This window comes from Cellulomonas olei (assembly GCF_039548315.1).
In the GTDB taxonomy this organism is placed as follows: Bacteria; Actinomycetota; Actinomycetes; order Actinomycetales; family Cellulomonadaceae; genus Cellulomonas.
Genome location: NZ_JBCLVN010000067.1, coordinates 1 through 16,102 on the forward strand (window position 1 = coordinate 1; position 16,102 = coordinate 16,102).

Genomic DNA, 16,102 nt, shown 5'->3' on the forward strand with positions numbered 1-16,102 from the left:
CGGGTCGGCCCGCCACCGCGCGGCGTCGTCGGGACGCTCCAGCACGGCGAACCCGCCGGCGAGCCCCGCGGCGCCCCAGTCGCGCCGGCCGGTGCGCAGCTGCGCCGCGACCGCCACCGCCGGCACGCCCAGCGGGAGGGCGGCGCGCGCGACCGCCCCGACCACGCCGTGCTCCAGCGCGGAGGCGTCGAGCACGCCCGACCCGGTCACGACGAGGTCGGCCTCGGCGACCCGCGCGGCGAGGTCCACGGCGTCGGCGACCCACGCGGCGCCCTCGACGAGCCGCGCGCCCAGCAGCCCCAGCGCGAACGCCGCTCCCCCTCCGGCCCCGGACCCGGGCACGAGCGCCTCCCGGGACCCCGCCGAGCGTGCCGCACCCGGCGCGGTCCCGGACGCGGCGCCGCGACCCGTCCCGGGACCGGCGAGCAGGTCCACCCGACCGCCCGTCGCGGCCGCGGACGCCGCGGCGTGCGCGAACGCCGCTGCCGCACGTTCGGCGTCCTGCGCGGTCGCGGCGTCCACGCGCCCGGACTCGGCCAGGTCCGCCGAGACACCGCTCAGCCCGGTCAGGGGCAGGTCGTGCGCGTGCAGGGCGACCAGGTCCCTGCCCGCCAGCGCCTCCCGCAGCCGCGGCAGCGCCGCGAGGTCGTCCGCGCGCAGGGCCGCCGCGGCGCCGAGCCCCTCAGCCGCCACGGCCGGAGCCGCTCCGAGCGCCGCGAGCAGGCCCGCGCCCGCGTCGTGGGCGACGGTCCGCCGCCCGCCGAGGCCCACGACGACCCGCCCGGCCCCCGTGTCGAGCGCAGCCGCCAGGAGGGTGCCGAGCCCGGCCGACGTGGTGGCCGTGACGGGCCGCGCCCCGGGGTCGGCGGCCCCGAGCGCCAGGGCCCCGTCGACGTACGCCGTGCGCGCGCCCGACGGCTCCTGCACGACGAGCACCGCGCCCGGCACCACCGCGCCGTGGGCGTCGGTCGTCGTCACGGACAGCAGCTCGCCGCCGCGCGCCGCCCGCACGGCCTCCACCAGGCCGGCGCCGCCGTCGGACAGCGGGAGCGGCACGAGCACGTCCCCGGGGGCACCCTCGCGCCACCCCCGGACGAGCGCGTCCACGGCCTCCGGCGCCGTCAGCGCGGGCCACGGGTCGGAGACGGGCACACCGCGAGGACGCGCGGGGCCGTCGTCCGGCCGCGCGTCGAACCTGCCGGGGGCGACGAGGACGTGCACGCCGCGATCCTCGCACGCCCGCGGACGGCCGCTCCGCAGGTCCGCGTCGCCGTCCGCCGTGCCCGATCCGCGCCCGATCCGCGCCCGATCCGCGCCCCATCCGCGCCGCACCCGGGCCGGGCCACGACGACCCCGCCGGCACCGGCGCCCGCTGTGGGATGATCCTGCGCGTGAGTCTGCTCTCCGCCACGGCCACGTTCACGGAGCCCGCCCCCTCGGCCCTGCTGCTGCTCGGCCAGGGCGCCGACCTGGCGTCCGAACGCGGCGTCGAGTGCGTCGGCGGCCTGCCCGCCGCGTCCGACCCGGACCTCGTCGACCGGGCCCGCGCCGCGCGCGCCGCGCTCGGCGACCGGGCGTTCGTGCTCGGCCACCACTACCAGCGCGACGAGGTCATCGACTTCGCCGACGTCACCGGCGACTCGTTCAAGCTCGCCCGCGAGGCCGCCGCCCGGCCCGACGCCGAGTACATCCTGTTCTGCGGGGTGCACTTCATGGCCGAGTCCGCCGACATCCTGACCTCCGACAGCCAGCAGGTGGTCCTGCCCGACCTGGCCGCCGGCTGCTCGATGGCGGACATGGCGGCGATCGACCAGGTCGAGGACGCGTGGGACGTGCTCGTGGACGCCGGCGTCGCGCAGGACACGGTCCCCGTCACGTACATGAACTCCACGGCGGCCATCAAGGCGTTCACCGGCCGGCACGGCGGCACGGTCTGCACGTCCTCCAACGCGCACGTCGCGCTGCGGTGGGCGTTCGACCAGGTGGGAGGCCTCGACGGCACCGGCAAGGTGCTGTTCATGCCGGACCAGCACCTCGGCCGCAACACCGCCGTGCTCCAGCTCGGCATCCCGCTCGACCAGTGCGTCGTCTTCGACCCGCGCAAGCCCGGAGGCGGCCTGACCGCGCAGGAGCTCCGCGACGCCCGGATGATCCTGTGGCGCGGCCACTGCTCGGTGCACGGCCGGTTCAGCGCCCAGAACCTGCTGGACGTGCGGGCGGCCGTGCCGGACGTCACCGTGCTGGTCCACCCGGAGTGCCGGCACGAGGTCGTGACCGGCGCGGACATGGTGGGGTCCACCGAGTACATCATCAAGGCGCTCGACGCCGCGCCGGCCGGCTCCTCCTGGGCGATCGGGACCGAGCTGAACCTCGTCCGCCGCCTCGCCGCCGCGCACCCCGACAAGCAGATCTCGTACCTGGACTCGACGGTCTGCTTCTGCTCGACCATGAACCGCATCGACCTCCCGCACCTCGTCTGGGCCATGGAGTCGCTCCTGGACGGTCGGGTGGTCAACCGCATCGTGGTGGACGCCGACGACGCCCACTGGGCGCGCGTCGCGCTCGACCAGATGCTCGCGCTGCCGGGGTACTGACCGGCCGGCGCCGACACGGCAGGGCCCGGGTCCGGGACCGGCGGCGCCGGCACCCGGTCCGGGCAGGCTCGGACGGCCGGGCACCCGGGGGCCACGCCCCGGGGGTCACGGCGGGAGGAGGGCACGTGGGGACGGGTCACCCGCTGCGGGTCGGGATCGTCGTGTTCGACGACGCCGAGGAGCTCGACGTCGTCGGGCCGTTCGACGTGCTGACGTCGTGGGCCGCGCACTCCGCGCTGCGCCCCGAGGTCGTGACGTTCTCCGCCGACGGGGCGGGGGTGCGCTGCGCGAAGGGTCTGCGACTGCTGCCCGACACCTCGCGCGAGGAGGCCGGCCCGCTGCACGTGCTCGTGCACCCCGGAGGCCAGGGCACCCGGCGGCTCGTCCACGACCCGGAGCACCTGGCGTGGGTGCGCCGCGCGCGCCGGGAGACGGCACTCATGACGTCGGTCTGCACCGGGGCCCTCGTCTACGCGGCCGCCGGCCTGCTCGCCGGCCGCCCCGCCGCGACGCACTGGGCCGCCGTCGACGAGCTCGCGCGGATCGACCCGAGCGTCCTGGTCGACACCGAGGCGCGCTACGTGGACGACGGCGACGTGGTCACGTCCGCGGGCGTCTCGGCCGGCATCGACATGGCGCTGCACCTCGTCGCGCGCCTGGAGTCCCGCGACGCCGCCCGGGCGGTGCGCCGCGGCATCCAGTACGACCCGCAGCCGCCCGTCTGACCGCGCCGCGACGCACCCGCACCCGCCCGCGCGCCCGCAACCTCCCGCGCACCCGCACCGACCCTTCGGAGGCTCCGAACGTGCTCGGAGGTCGGCGCGCGTCATCGGAGGGCTCTACGGGTACCTCCGATGCCCCGTCGGAGCCTCCGAACGGGGCGGAGTGCGGCGCGGGTGCGGTGCGCGTGCACCTGGCGTGCGCGTGCACTGCGCGTGGGGTGCGCGCGCCGCGCGTGCGGTGCGGGCGCGGTGCGTCAGAGGGCGAGTCGGGCCAGGAGCAGGGCCTCCGCCAGGACGACCTTCTCGAGCTCCGCCAGGTGCACCGACTCGTTCGCGCCGTGCGCGCGCGAGTCCGGGTCCTCGACGCCGGTCACGAGGATCGCGGCGTCCGGGTACACCTCGAGGAGGTCCGCGATGAAGGGGATCGACCCGCCGATGCCGATGTCGACCGGCTCGGTGCCCCAGGCGTCCGCGAACGCCCGGCGGGCGGCCTGCATCGCCGGGGAGTCCGCGGGCGCCTGGAACGGCTTGCCGAGCTCGCCGTCGCGCACCGTGACGCGGGCACCGAACGGCGCGTTCCCCTCCAGGTGCGCCCGCAGGGCGGCCAGCGCCGCCGCGGGGTCCTGCCCGGGGGCGATGCGCATCGAGAGCTTCGCGGTCGCCTTCGGGGCGATCGTGTTCGACGCGGTGGCGACCCGCGGCGCGTCCAGCCCGATCACGGCGATCGTCGGACGGGTCCACAGCCGGGCCGTCAGCGGCCCCGTGCCGGCGAGACGGACGCCGTCGAGCACGGAGGCGTCGGCCCGGAACGCCGCCTCGTCGTAGTCGACCGCGGGATCGGCGGCCGCCACGAGGCCCGGGACCGCCACGTCGCCCGCGTCGTCGTGCAGGGTCGCGATCAGCCGGGACAGCAGCGTCACCGCGTCGAGCACGGGGCCACCGAACATGCCGGAGTGCACCGCGTGGTCCAGGACGGCGACCTCGACCTCGAGGTCGACGAGACCGCGCAGCGACGTCGTGAGGCCGGGCACGCCGACCTTCCAGTTGGACGAGTCGGCCACCACGATGACGTCGGCGGCCAGCAGGTCCCGGTGCGTGTGCAGGAACCGGGTGAAGGACGGCGACCCGACCTCCTCCTCCCCCTCGACGAAGACCGTCACGCCGACGCCGAGCTCGTCGCCGAGCACGCGCAGGGCACCGAGGTGCGCGACGACGCCGGCCTTGTCGTCCGCCGCGCCGCGCCCGTACAGGCGCCCGTCGCGCTCGGTCGGCTCGAACGGGTCGGTGTCCCAGTCCTCGCGCGCGCCGGGCGGCTGCACGTCGTGGTGCGCGTAGAGCAGCACGGTCGGCGCACCGGCCGGGGCGGGGCGCCGGGCGACGACCGCGGGAGCACCGGGCGTGCCGTCGGGCCGGTCGACCGCCAGGACCTGCACCTCCGGCATCCCCGCCTCGCGCAGCAGCCGGGCCACGTGCTCGGCGCTGGCGGCGACGTGGGCCTGGTCGAAGTCCGCGTTCGAGACGCTCGGGACGCGGACCAGCGCCTCGAGGTCCGCGCGGACGCCGGCGAAGGCCTCCTCGACGCGGGCGCGCAGCGCGGGGACGGACGGGGACGCGGAGGGCGAGGTCGGCTCTGTCACGGACCCCCACGCTACTCGACTACCCTGGAGGGGTGTTCGGACGCAGCAAGGACGGCAGCACCGGCGGGACCACCCAGGCGCCCCTGACCGAGGAGACCCCCGGCACCGCCGAGGCCCCCGGGTCGGGCAAGGGCCGTCCCACCCCGAAGCGGAAGGTCGCCGAGGCCGCCAACCGCCGCCCGCTGGTGCCCACGGACCGCAAGGCCGCCTCCAAGGAGGCCCGGGCCGCGCAGCGTGCCGAGCGGGACCGGCAGTACGCCGCCATGCAGACCGGCGACGAGCGCTACCTCCCCGCGAAGGACAAGGGCCCGGTCCGCCGGTACATCCGCGACTACGTCGACGCGCGGTGGAGCCTCGGCGAGCTGTTCCTGCCGGTCGCCATCGTCATGCTGCTCGCCAACATGCTCCTGACGACGTGGAACCCGAACATCGCGTTCCTCGGTCTCGTCGTGCTGTACCTGTTCATCATCGCGATGGTCGTTGACGTGGCGATCATGTGGCGCCGGCTGCGCAAGCGGCTCGTCGCGAAGTTCGGGCCCGACACCATCCAGCGCGGCATGATGATGTACAGCGTCACGCGCGTGTTCCAGATCCGCCGCGCCCGGCTGCCGAAGCCGCAGGTCAAGCACGGTGAGTACCCGCGGTAGCGCACGGCTCCCGTCGGCCTAGGGTGGGGGCATGGAATTCCGCCACCTGGGCCGCTCCGGCCTCAAGATCTCCGAGATCACCTACGGCAACTGGCTCACGCACGGCTCGCAGGTCGAGAACGACGCCGCGACCGCCTGCGTCCGCGCCGCGCTCGACAACGGCATCACCTCGTTCGACACCGCGGACGTGTACGCGAACACCGTCGCGGAGGAGGTGCTCGGCGAGGCCCTGAAGGGCGAGCGCCGGCAGTCCCTCGAGATCTTCACGAAGGTCTACTGGCCGACCGGCCCGAAGGGCCCGAACGACTCCGGCCTGTCCCGCAAGCACATCATGGAGTCGATCGACGGCTCGCTGACCCGCCTGCGGACCGACTACGTCGACCTGTACCAGGCGCACCGCTACGACCACGAGACGCCGCTCGAGGAGACGATGCAGGCGTTCGCGGACGTCGTGCGCGCCGGCAAGGCGCTGTACATCGGCGTGAGCGAGTGGACCGCCGACCAGATCCGCGCCGGTCAGGCCCTCGCCCAGGACCTCGGCTTCCGCCTGGTGTCGAACCAGCCGCAGTACTCCGCGCTGTGGCGCGTCATCGAGGGCGAGGTCGTCCCCGCCTCCGAGGAGCTCGGGCTGTCGCAGATCGTCTGGTCGCCCGTCGCGCAGGGCGTGCTCACGGGCAAGTACCTGCCCGGCCAGCCGCTGCCCGCCGGCTCGCGCGCCACGGACGAGAAGGGCGGCGCGCGCATGGTGAAGTCATTCCTCGACCGGCCGAACGTGCTCGAGCGCGTGCAGCAGCTCCGCCCGGTGGCCGACGAGCTCGGGCTGTCGCTCGCGCAGCTCGCCGTCGCCTGGGTGCTGCAGAACCGGAACGTGGCGGCCGCGATCATCGGCGCGTCCCGGCCCGAGCAGGTCGTCGAGAACGTCAAGGCCGCGGGCGTGACGATCCCCGCCGAGCTCATGACGCGGATCGACGACATCCTCGGCGACGCGGTGATCTCGGACCCGGCGGAGACGGCGAAGTCCTCCCCCGCCTCGCGCTGAGCGCACGTGCGGGCCTCGCGCTGAGCGCACGTGCCGGAGGGCCGGGCTCCCCTCGGGGGTCCGGCCCTCCGGCGTGCCAGGGACCGGTCAGCGGCCCTCGCCCGGCTCGACGTCCGCCGGGACGCCTGCCGCCGCCGGTCCCTCCGGTGCTGCCGCGGCCGGCACCGTGAGGCGGGGCAGCAGCCAGTGGATGAGCGGCCCGATGCCGAGGGCGTACGCGAGCGTCGCCAGCCCGACGGTGCCGCCGAGCAGCCAGCCGACGGCGACCACGGTCACCTCGATCGCGATCCGCACGGGCCCGACGGGCCAGCCGGTCCGGGCGACGACGCCGGTCATGAGCCCGTCGCGCGGGCCCGGGCCCAGGCGCGCACCGATGTACAGGGCGCTGGCCAGCCCGTTCAGCCCGATGCCCGCGACCACGAGCGCCACCCGTGCCGGCAGCGGCAGCGGGTCCGGCAGCCGGTCCAGCAGCGCGAGCGCCGGGTCGATCAGCACGCCGATCACCACGACGTTCGCCACGGTGCCGATCCCGGGGCGCTGACGCAGCGGCCACCAGCACAGCAGGACCACCACGCTGTACGCGATCGTGACGGTGCCGAGCGACCAGCCGATCTGGCGGGACGTGCCCTGGCTGAGCACGTCCCAAGGCATGTTCCCGAGCCCGGAGTGCACGAGCAGGGCGATCGACGCGGCGTACAGGACGAGGCCGCCGAGCAGCTGCGCGGCCCGGCGGGTGGCGGTGCCGGTGGCGCGGTCCTCGGAGGCTCCGACGGGGCGGCCGGGGTGGCTGGGGTGCGGCGCGGCGGGACCCGGATCGGGCGAGGCGACGGGGGCGGGGGCGTCGGGAGAGGCGGTCACGACGTCATCCTGCGCCCCGACCGGACTTCCCTGCGATAGCCACTTGCGCCACAGTGGCCTCATGTCCTCGCTCCTCGTCTCCGACCGTCGCATCGCGGGCCCTGCACTGGCCACGCTGCTGGGCCACTGGCGTCGTCCCGGCCCCGCCTACGCGGCGCTGGCGGACGCCCTGCGCCGGGCGGTGCTCGCCGGGGACCTGCCGCTCGCGACCCGCGTGCCGGGCGAGCGGGAGCTCGCGACGGCCCTGGGTGTGTCGCGCACGACGACGACGGGAGCGTACGGGGTGCTGCGGGACGAGGGGTACCTGGCCAGCCGCCAGGGCTCCGGGACGGTCACCGCTCTCCCCCGGCCCCGCGCCGCCGGGCCGGGACGCGGCCGTCCCCGGCCGCTCGAGGACGCCACGCTCGTCGACCTCACCGTCGCCGCGTGCGGCGCCCCGCCGGAGCTCCCCGAGGCCGCGCGGCGTGCCGTCGAGGAGCTCCCGCGGTACTCCGGGCACGGCTACGCCCCGCTGGGGCTCGACGTGCTCCGCGAGGCGATCGCCGACCGCTACACCGAGCGCGGGACGCCCACCACGCCGGACCAGGTGCTCGTCACCACCGGTGCGCAGCACGCCATCGCGCTGCTGCTCGCCACGCACGCCGGCCCCGGGGACCGCGTCGTCGTCGAGCAGCCGACCTACCCGCACGCCGTGGACGCCGTCCGCGCCGTCGGCGCACGGCCCGTTCCCGTGCCGACCGGGCGGGGCGGCACCGACGTGGACCTCCTCGAGTCGACGGTCCGGCAGGTCGCGCCCCGCCTGGTCTACCTCGTGCCGGACCACCAGAACCCGACCGGCGCCACGCTCGACGAGGAGGCCCGCGCCCGCGTGCGCGACCTCGCGCGGCGCACCGGCACCGTCATGGCCGGCGACGAGGCGCTCACGGACCTCACCCTCGACGGGCCGCCCCCCGCCCCGTGGTCGGGCGACGGGCGCTCCACGCGGGTGCTGGCGATCGGCTCCCTGTCCAAGAGCCACTGGGGCGGCCTGCGGGTCGGGTGGCTGCGCGGCCCGGCCGACCTGGTCACCCGGCTCGCCCTCGCGCGGCGCACCGCCGACCTCGGCACCGCCGTGCTGGACCAGCTCGTCGCCGCCGAGCTGCTGCGGCTCGGGGAGGACCCGCTGCGGCGCCGTCGCGACCAGCTCCGGGCGGGACGAGACCTGCTGAGCTCGCTGCTCGCGGAGCACCTGCCGTCGTGGCGGTACGCGGTGCCGCGGGGCGGGCAGTCGCTGTGGGTCGACCTCGGGTCACCGGTGTCGTCGGCGCTCAGCGCGCTCGCGCTCGCGCACGGCGTGCGGGTGGCGCCCGGGCCCGCCTTCGCGGTCGACGGCACGCTCGAGGACCGGCTGCGCGTGCCGTTCACGGCGCCCCCGGACGCTCTCGTGCGGGCGGTCGACGGCCTCGCGCTCGCCTGGGCGTCGCTCGGGCGCGACGGCCGTGCCCGAGCGGGCGGCGGGGCGGCGCTGCCGGCACCGGTCTGACCGCGGCCCGGGCGCGGCGGACGCCGACCCGGGCGGCGCTCACCGCACGCGTCAGTCCGGCCGGCGCCAGGTCACCTGGTCGGGCACCGCCGTGAGGTCGTGCACGGGCGGCACCGCCGTGCCGTCGTTCCGCAGGCCCGCCCGGTGCACGCCCTGGTCGCGCAGCGCGCGCCACTGCAGCCCGAGCCACTCCTCGGCGTCCGACCGCGTGGCGAACACCGGCGACAGCGGGCGGTCGAGCAGCTCGCCCCTGGCCCCGGTGAGCTCCCAGACCCACTGGGGTCGCACGGCGGTCACGCCGGCCGCCGGGCGGTGCGGGCGGCGGCGACGTCGCCGGCCAGCGCCCTGCCGATGCGCGACGCCCAGAACGGCCCCTGGTAGATGAAGCCGGTGTAGCCCTGCACGAGGTCCGCACCGGCTGCCAGGTAGGCCCGGGCGTCCGCGGCGGTGCTGATGCCGCCCACGCCCACCACGACCGGGCCGGTGCCCAGCCGGTGCCGCAGGCGGGCGACGACCACCAGGCCGCGATCCAGGAGGGGCGGACCCGAGACGCCGCCCTCACCCAGGTCGTGGGCGATCGTGGTGTTGACCGCCACCACCCCGTCGAGCCCCAGCTCCGCGACGAGGTCGGCGACCGCGTCCACGTCGGCGTCGGCGAGATCCGGGGCGATCTTGACGAGCAGCGGCACGCGGGGGCGCTGCGCCGCAGCGGCGGCCTCGTCGGCGGCCTCCCGCGTCGCCTGGAGGATCGGGCGCAGCGCGTCGACGGACTGCAGGTCCCGCAGCCCCGGCGTGTTCGGCGACGACACGTTGACGACCAGGTAGTCCGCCCAGGGCGCGAGGTACCGGGCGCTCGTCGCGTAGTCGCGCGGCGCGTCCTCGGCGGGCGTCACCTTCGTCTTGCCGATGTTGACGCCCACCACGAGCGCGCGGCCCGACGCGGTGGACCTCAGCCGGCGCAGCCGCTCCGCCACCGCGACGGCGCCCTCGTTGTTGAACCCCATCCGGTTGCGCAGGGCGCGCTGGTCGACGATCCGCCAGAGCCGCGGGCGCTCGTTGCCCGGCTGGGCCTGCGCCGTGACGGTGCCGACCTCGACGAACCCGAAGCCGAGCATCGTCAGGCCGGGGACGCCGACGGCGTTCTTGTCGAAGCCCGCCGCCAGGCCGAACGGCGACGGAAACGTGCGGCCGAGCACCCGCACGGCGCCGGACGACGGAGGCGTCAGCGCCGCCCGCAGCACGTCGCGCAGCACCGGGACCCGCGACGCGAGCCGGATCCAGGTGAACGCGAGGTGGTGCGCACGCTCCGGGTCGATGCGGGAGAAGACCAGGCGGAAGAGGAGGCCGTACACGCCGCCCAACCTAGTGGTCCGACGCGCGGCCGGGCCGGGACCCGCGTCCGTCCTGCGCCGCGTCGGCCGAGGTCGCGGCCGGTGCGGCCGCCCGTCCGCGGGTGCGCCACAGCCACGCCAGGCCGAGGAACGGCAGCACCAGCGGCACGTAGCCGTACCCCTGACCGAAGCCGGACCAGACGGTCTCGTCCGGGAAGTCGCCGGCGTCGAGCACCGAGAGCGTGCCCACGACGAGGACCCCGACGAGCTCGACCGCCACGGCAGCCCACGCCAGGCGGCGGTGGTCCCGGGCCAGCGCGACGGTCGCCACGACGTAGACCACCCCGGCCAGCGCGGACAGCAGGTACGCCAGCGGCGCCTCGTCGAACTTGGCGGCGATCTGGTAGCCGGCGCGTGCCGTGGCGGCGAGGGCGAACACGCCGTAGACCGCGACGAGGACGCGCCCCGGTCCGGTGGCGGTGCTGCGCGGGGCCGGTCCGCGCGCGGCGGCGGTCGCGGTCATGCGGTCCCCCAGGTCTGGTCGAGGCGGAGCTGGAGGAACGCGACGGCCACCGCCGCCACCAGCAGGACGACCGACGACCACCGGGTGCGCTCCGCGAAGGCCCAGAGCGCGGCGGCCGGCAGCAGCACGAGCTGCGTCACCACGTAGCCCCAGAACACCACCGGCTCGGCGGGGTCGGCCCCGGTCGCCTGCCGGACTCCCGCCACGACGGCCTGCACCAGCAGGAGCGCCTCGACGACGGCGGCGCCCCAGAGCTGACGCAGGACGACGGCGCGGTCCCGGATCGCGAACCACCCGGCCCAGCCGGCCAGCACCAGCGCCGCGGCGGCCACGGCGAAGAGGAGGGCGTCGGTCACGGTGCCCCACGCTACCGGGCGCACCGCTAGCATCGACGGGTGCCCCGAGTGACGTTGACCTCCGCGAACCCCGCCCGCCAGACCGCCGACGCCCTCGTCGTCGCCGTCGCCAGCTCCCCGGACGGCCCGCGGGTCGTCGGGGCGGACTGGCTGCCGGTCGAGACCGCGACGCAGGTGCGCGAGCTCGCCGGCGTGCTCGGCATCACGGGCGCCGCGGACGAGGTCCGCCGGCTGCCCGCCACGGGCCCGCTGGCCGCCCGCACCCTCGTGCTGACCGGCCTGGGCGCCGTCGACGGGGCCGTCCCCGACGTCGAGACGCTGCGCCGCGCCGCCGGTGCCGCGCTGCGCGAGCTCACCGGGGTGCGCACCGTCGCCGTCGCCCTGCCCGCGGAGGACACCGTCCAGGTCGCCGCGGTCGCCGAGGGCGCGCTGCTCGGCGCGTACGCCTACACCCGCTACCGCACGGGCGGCTCCGCCGACGACGCGGCCCCCGCCGCCGAGGTCGTCGTCCTCACCCCGCGCGCCCGGGACAAGTCGGCCGCGAAGGCCGTCGCCCGCGCGGAGGTCCTCGCCGCCGCCGTCCACGGCGTCCGCGACCTGGTCAACGCCGCGCCGAACGACCTGTACCCCGCCGCCTTCGCGGACGCCGCCAAGGCCGCGGTCAAGGACGCCGGCGCCCGCTCGCTCAAGGTGACCGTGCTGGACGAGAAGGCGCTGGCCGCCGGCGGGTACGGCGGCATCCTGGGTGTCGGCCAGGGCTCGGCCCGCCCGCCGCGCCTGGTCAAGGTCGCGTACACGCCGTCCCGGCCGGCCGCGAAGGTCGCCCTCGTCGGCAAGGGCATCACGTTCGACTCGGGCGGCATCTCCATCAAGCCCGCGGCGGGCATGGACGCGATGAAGTCCGACATGGCCGGTGCCGCGGCGGTGCTGCACACGGTGCTGGCGGCGGCCCGGCTCGAGCTGCCGGTCGCCGTGACCGGCTGGCTGTGCCTGGCGGAGAACATGCCCTCGGGCACGGCGCAGCGGCCGTCCGACGTGCTGACCATCCGCGGCGGCAAGACCGTCGAGGTGCTGAACACCGACGCCGAGGGGCGCCTGGTCATGGCGGACGGCCTCGTCGCCGCCGTCGAGGAGAAGCCGGACGTCGTCCTGGACATCGCGACGCTCACCGGCGCGCAGCTCGTCGCCCTCGGCCCGCGCGTGTCCGCCGTCATGGGCGACGACGCCACGCGCACCGAGGTCGTGGACGCCGCGGACGCCGCCGGCGAGGCGTTCTGGCCGATGCCGCTGCCCGCCGACCTGCGCGCCGGCCTGAAGTCCAAGGTCGCGGACATCGCGAACATCGGGGACCGGTTCGGCGGCATGCTCACGGCCGGGATCTTCCTGCAGGAGTTCGTGGGCTCCACCCCGTGGGCGCACCTCGACATCGCGGGGCCGGCGTTCAACGAGAAGGCGCCGTTCGGCTACACGCCGGCCGGCGGCACCGGCGTGGGCGTCCGCACGCTGCTGGCCCTGATCGAGTCCCGCGCGACCCGCTGACGGCCCACCACCCCACCCGGTCTCCCGTCGGAGCCTCCGACGGGAGACCGGAGGTCTCCGCGGAGCCCTCCGATGACGCGCCCTGACCTCCGAGCGCGCTCGACCCCTCCGCCCGCCGGCACCGCCGACGCCGAGCGCCCACCGCGCCCGCCAGCCCCCTCCTCCGCCCCGTCCTCCGCCCCGTCGGAGGCTCCCACGAGGAATCGGAGGTGTCCGCGGAGCCCTCCGCTGACGCGCCCTGACCTCGGAGCGCGCTCGACCCCTCCGCCCGCCGGCGCCGCTGGCACCCACCGCGCCCCGCCTCCGCCCGCCGGGCCCGTCCTCCACCCCCTCGGAGGCTCCGACGGGAGACCGGAGGTCTCCGCGGAGCCCTCCGCTGACGCGCCCTGACCTCCGAGCGCGTTCGGAGCCTCCGCCCGCCGACGCCGCTGGCACCCACCGCGCCCCGCCTCCGCCCGCCTGGCCCGTCCTCCACCCCCTCGGAGGCTCCGACGGGGAATCGGAGGTGTCCGCGGAGCCCTCCGATGACGCGCGCTGACCTCCGAGCGCGTTCGGAGCCTCCGAGGGGAAGGGGGTGGCGAGGGGACGCGCGGGCGGCAGGCGGGTGCGCGGGCGCACGCAGGCGGGAGTGCGGGCGCAGGCAGGCGGGTGCGCGGGCGGCGCGGGACGGTGCGCCGGTGGGGCCGTCAGGTGGGGCCGTCAGGTGGGGTCGGTGGCGCGGCGGGCCGCGCGCTCCTGCGCCGCTCGCTCGCGCGCGATGCGCTGCCGGCTGTTCCAGTCGCGCATCCGCTGCGGGTAGCCGGTGCGCTGGACGTCGTAGACGGGCAGGCCGAGCGAGCGCGCCAGCTCGTGGGCGGCGCGCGCATCGGGCACCCGGCGCCGCGTCCACTCGCCGTCGGTGGCGATGAGCATGATCGTCGTCTGGGTGACGTTGGTCTGCGGCTCGACGTACGCCTCGACGCCGACGCGGGTGCGGGTGAACTCGCGCAGGTGCTCGAGGGTCTCCTCGCGGGCGGCGCGGCCGGTGGGCGCGGACTCGGGCGCGGGGCCGGCGGGGCGCGATCGGCGCAGGCGGGAGAACAGACCCATGCGGTGAGGGTAACCGGCGCGCCCGGGGACCCGGTGGGGATTCACCCGGCGGGCCGACTCCGGCTCAGCGGCAGCCAGACATGGGATGACTGTCTCCAGAATCACACGTCGTGGCCGGTGGTCTGGGTCGTCCGGCCTAGGTGGAGATGACAAGATGGTCGCGGAGCACCGCGTTCCACACATGTCTGCGCCGGAGGAGTCTTCACGTGTCCGACACGACCGGGTCCGCTTTCGACATCGTCGTCCTGGGCGGAGGGAGCGGCGGCTACGCGGCTGCGCTCCGCGGCGCCCAGCTCGGCATGAGCGTCGCCCTCATCGAGGCCGACAAGGTCGGCGGCACCTGCCTGCACAAGGGGTGCATCCCCACCAAGGCCCTGCTGCACGCGGCCGAGCTCGCGGACAACGCCCGCGAGGGCTCGCACTTCGGCGTCCACACGCAGCTCACGGGCATCGACATGAACGGCGTCAACGAGTACAAGGCGTCGGTGATCGGCCGCCTGTACAAGGGCCTGCAGGGCCTCATCAAGTCGCGCAAGATCACCGTGATCGAGGGCTACGGCAAGCTCGTCGCGCAGGACACCGTCGAGGTGGACGGCCAGCGCGTCACGGGCCGGCACATCGTGCTCGGCACCGGGTCGTACGCGCGGTCGCTGCCCGGGCTGGAGATCGGCGGGCGCGTCATCACGTCCGACCAGGCGCTGCAGCTCGACTGGGTGCCGAAGTCCGCGATCATCCTCGGCGGCGGAGTCATCGGCTCGGAGTTCGCGAGCGTCTGGAAGTCGTTCGGCGCGGACGTCACGATCATCGAGGCGCTCCCCCACCTGGTCCCGAACGAGGACGAGGCGCTGTCGAAGGCGTTCGAGCGGGCGTTCCGCAAGCGCGGCATCGCCTTCAACCTGGGCGTCCGGTTCTCCGGCGTCACGCAGGACGACAACGGCGTGCACGTCTCGCTGGAGGACGGCAAGACGTTCGACGCGGACCTGCTGCTGGTCGCCGTGGGCCGTGGCCCGTCGACCTCCGGCCTCGGCTACGAGGAGCAGGGCATCACGCTGGACCGCGGCTTCGTCATCACCGACGAGCGCCTGCACACCGGCGTCGGCAGCATCTACGCGGTCGGCGACATCGTCCCGGGCCTGCAGCTCGCGCACCGCGGGTTCGCCCAGGGCATCTTCGTGGCCGAGGAGATCGCGGGCTTGAACCCGCAGCCGATCGTCGAGTCCGGCATCCCGCGCGTGACGTACTCCGACCCGGAGGTCGCGTCCGTCGGCCTGACCGAGGCGAAGGCCAAGGAGGTCCACGGGGCCGACGCCGTCGAGACCCTCGAGTACAACCTGGGCGGCAACGGCAAGAGCCAGATCCTCGGGACCACGGGCTTCGTCAAGCTCGTGCGGCAGAAGGACGGTCCGGTCGTCGGCGTCCACATGATCGGCGCCCGCGTCGGCGAGCTCATCGGCGAGGGCCAGCTCATCGTCAACTGGGACGCCTACCCCGAGGACGTCGCGGCGCTCGTGCACGCCCACCCGACGCAGAACGAGGCTCTCGGCGAGGCGCACCTGGCGCTCGCCGGCAAGCCGCTGCACGCCCACAACTGACCACTAGGCATCGAAGGAGACACGAGCGGTCATGTCCGACAACGTGCAGCTTCCCGCCCTCGGCGAGTCCGTCACCGAGGGCACCGTCACCCGCTGGCTCAAGAACGTGGGCGACCGCGTCGAGGTCGACGAGCCCCTGCTGGAGATCTCGACCGACAAGGTGGACACCGAGGTCCCCTCGCCGTTCGCCGGCGTCCTCGAGCAGATCCTCGTCCAGGAGGACGAGACCGCCGAGGTCGGCGCGGTCCTCGCGGTGATCGGCGACGGGTCCGGCGCGGGCGGTGACTCGGCCCCGGCCGAGGCCGCCCCGGCGCAGGAGGAGACCCCGGCGCCCGCCGAGCAGACCACGCAGGGCGAGGGCTACGGCGACCCGGCCCCCGAGGCCGAGGCAGCCGCGCCCGCCGCGCAGGAGCAGGCCGCACCGGCCGCCGCCGCGCAGGACGGCGACGGCCAGCAGGTCACGCTCCCCGCACTCGGCGAGTCCGTCACCGAGGGCACCGTGACCCGCTGGCTGAAGCAGGTCGGCGACACCGTCGAGGTCGACGAGCCGCTGCTCGAGATCTCGACGGACAAGGTCGACACCGAGGTGCCGTCGCCGTTCGCCGGCACGCTGCAGCAGATCCTGGTCGGCGAGGACGAGACCGCCCAGGTCG

Annotated in this window: 16 protein-coding genes; 8 read left to right on the forward strand and 8 right to left on the reverse strand. The window is 76.0% G+C overall.

Annotated features, from left to right (window positions below; genetic code table 11):
- Positions 1 to 1,221 (reverse strand): glycerate kinase (locus AAHH18_RS16355; RefSeq protein ID WP_343302342.1); only part of this gene is annotated, 1,221 nt, incomplete at its 3' end.
- Positions 1,222 to 1,379: 158 nt separating this feature from the next.
- Here AAHH18_RS16355 and nadA point away from each other — a divergent pair.
- Complete coding sequence (nadA, locus tag AAHH18_RS16360; RefSeq protein WP_343302343.1) at positions 1,380 to 2,594, forward strand: quinolinate synthase NadA; 1,215 nt, start codon at positions 1,380 to 1,382, stop codon at positions 2,592 to 2,594.
- Between the two features lie 125 nt (positions 2,595 to 2,719).
- Complete coding sequence (locus tag AAHH18_RS16365; protein WP_283320608.1) at positions 2,720 to 3,319, forward strand: DJ-1/PfpI family protein; 600 nt, start codon at positions 2,720 to 2,722, stop codon at positions 3,317 to 3,319.
- Between the two features lie 251 nt (positions 3,320 to 3,570).
- Here AAHH18_RS16365 and AAHH18_RS16370 read toward each other — a convergent pair whose 3' ends face one another.
- Positions 3,571 to 4,953 (reverse strand): dipeptidase, encoded by a 1,383-nt coding sequence (locus tag AAHH18_RS16370; RefSeq protein ID WP_343302344.1) that lies wholly within the window; start codon positions 4,951 to 4,953, stop codon positions 3,571 to 3,573.
- A 32-nt stretch (positions 4,954 to 4,985) separates the two neighbouring features.
- Between AAHH18_RS16370 and AAHH18_RS16375 the strand changes: the two genes are divergently transcribed.
- Positions 4,986 to 5,600: a DUF3043 domain-containing protein gene (locus AAHH18_RS16375; RefSeq protein WP_283320610.1), complete on the forward strand. Its 615-nt coding sequence runs from the start codon at positions 4,986 to 4,988 to the stop codon at positions 5,598 to 5,600.
- 31 nt (positions 5,601 to 5,631) lie between these two features.
- The gene (locus AAHH18_RS16380; protein ID WP_343302345.1) at positions 5,632 to 6,639 is read left to right on the forward strand and encodes an aldo/keto reductase family protein; all 1,008 of its coding nucleotides are present in this window, start codon (positions 5,632 to 5,634) and stop codon (positions 6,637 to 6,639) included.
- An 87-nt stretch (positions 6,640 to 6,726) separates the two neighbouring features.
- Here AAHH18_RS16380 and yczE read toward each other — a convergent pair whose 3' ends face one another.
- The gene (yczE, locus tag AAHH18_RS16385) at positions 6,727 to 7,497 is read right to left on the reverse strand and encodes a membrane protein YczE (RefSeq protein WP_343302346.1); all 771 of its coding nucleotides are present in this window, start codon (positions 7,495 to 7,497) and stop codon (positions 6,727 to 6,729) included.
- A 61-nt stretch (positions 7,498 to 7,558) separates the two neighbouring features.
- Between yczE and yczR the strand changes: the two genes are divergently transcribed.
- On the forward strand, positions 7,559 to 9,019 hold the full coding sequence (yczR, locus tag AAHH18_RS16390; RefSeq protein WP_343302347.1) for a MocR-like transcription factor YczR: 1,461 nt from the start codon (positions 7,559 to 7,561) through the stop codon (positions 9,017 to 9,019).
- Positions 9,020 to 9,070: 51 nt separating this feature from the next.
- Here yczR and AAHH18_RS16395 read toward each other — a convergent pair whose 3' ends face one another.
- From AAHH18_RS16395 to AAHH18_RS16410, 4 genes are read right to left on the reverse strand one after another with little or no spacing between them, the layout of a single operon-like run.
- Positions 9,071 to 9,307, reverse strand: a complete 237-nt coding sequence (locus AAHH18_RS16395) for a hypothetical protein (protein ID WP_283320613.1) — start codon at positions 9,305 to 9,307, stop codon at positions 9,071 to 9,073.
- A 5-nt stretch (positions 9,308 to 9,312) separates the two neighbouring features.
- Positions 9,313 to 10,371 carry a quinone-dependent dihydroorotate dehydrogenase gene (locus AAHH18_RS16400; protein ID WP_343302348.1) on the reverse strand — a complete coding sequence of 353 codons (1,059 nt, stop codon included), beginning with the start codon at positions 10,369 to 10,371 and terminating at the stop codon, positions 9,313 to 9,315.
- A 10-nt stretch (positions 10,372 to 10,381) separates the two neighbouring features.
- A complete protein-coding gene (locus AAHH18_RS16405; RefSeq protein WP_343302349.1) occupies positions 10,382 to 10,873 on the reverse strand; it encodes a hypothetical protein in 492 nt (163 codons plus the stop codon).
- Positions 10,870 to 11,229, reverse strand: a complete 360-nt coding sequence (locus AAHH18_RS16410) for a hypothetical protein (protein WP_283320616.1) — start codon at positions 11,227 to 11,229, stop codon at positions 10,870 to 10,872. The genes AAHH18_RS16405 and AAHH18_RS16410 overlap by 4 nt, the downstream gene beginning before the upstream one ends.
- Before the next feature lie 39 nt (positions 11,230 to 11,268).
- Between AAHH18_RS16410 and AAHH18_RS16415 the strand changes: the two genes are divergently transcribed.
- Positions 11,269 to 12,768 (forward strand): leucyl aminopeptidase, encoded by a 1,500-nt coding sequence (locus tag AAHH18_RS16415; RefSeq protein WP_343302350.1) that lies wholly within the window; start codon positions 11,269 to 11,271, stop codon positions 12,766 to 12,768.
- 699 nt (positions 12,769 to 13,467) lie between these two features.
- On the opposite strand, the gene AAHH18_RS16420 is transcribed toward AAHH18_RS16415, so the two are convergent.
- The gene (locus AAHH18_RS16420) at positions 13,468 to 13,857 is read right to left on the reverse strand and encodes an oxidoreductase (protein ID WP_283320618.1); all 390 of its coding nucleotides are present in this window, start codon (positions 13,855 to 13,857) and stop codon (positions 13,468 to 13,470) included.
- Between the two features lie 206 nt (positions 13,858 to 14,063).
- Between AAHH18_RS16420 and lpdA the strand changes: the two genes are divergently transcribed.
- Together lpdA and AAHH18_RS16430 are read left to right on the forward strand one after the other, a co-directional pair.
- Positions 14,064 to 15,449 (forward strand): dihydrolipoyl dehydrogenase, encoded by a 1,386-nt coding sequence (lpdA, locus tag AAHH18_RS16425; RefSeq protein WP_283320619.1) that lies wholly within the window; start codon positions 14,064 to 14,066, stop codon positions 15,447 to 15,449.
- 31 nt (positions 15,450 to 15,480) lie between these two features.
- Positions 15,481 to 16,102: biotin/lipoyl-containing protein (locus AAHH18_RS16430; RefSeq protein ID WP_343302351.1), on the forward strand; the 622-nt coding region annotated here is incomplete at its 3' end.

Excerpts from the sequence above, each read along its gene's own strand:
- AAHH18_RS16380 (WP_343302345.1), top strand. The coding sequence starts at position 5,632 with ATGGAATTCCGCCACCTGGGCCGCTCCGGCCTCAAGATCTCCGAGATC.
- nadA (WP_343302343.1), top strand. The coding sequence starts at position 1,380 with ATGATCCTGCGCGTGAGTCTGCTCTCCGCCACGGCCACGTTCACGGAG.
- AAHH18_RS16420 (WP_283320618.1), bottom strand. The coding sequence starts at position 13,857 with ATGGGTCTGTTCTCCCGCCTGCGCCGATCGCGCCCCGCCGGCCCCGCG.
- yczR (WP_343302347.1), top strand. The coding sequence starts at position 7,559 with ATGTCCTCGCTCCTCGTCTCCGACCGTCGCATCGCGGGCCCTGCACTG.
- AAHH18_RS16405 (WP_343302349.1), bottom strand. The coding sequence starts at position 10,873 with ATGACCGCGACCGCCGCCGCGCGCGGACCGGCCCCGCGCAGCACCGCC.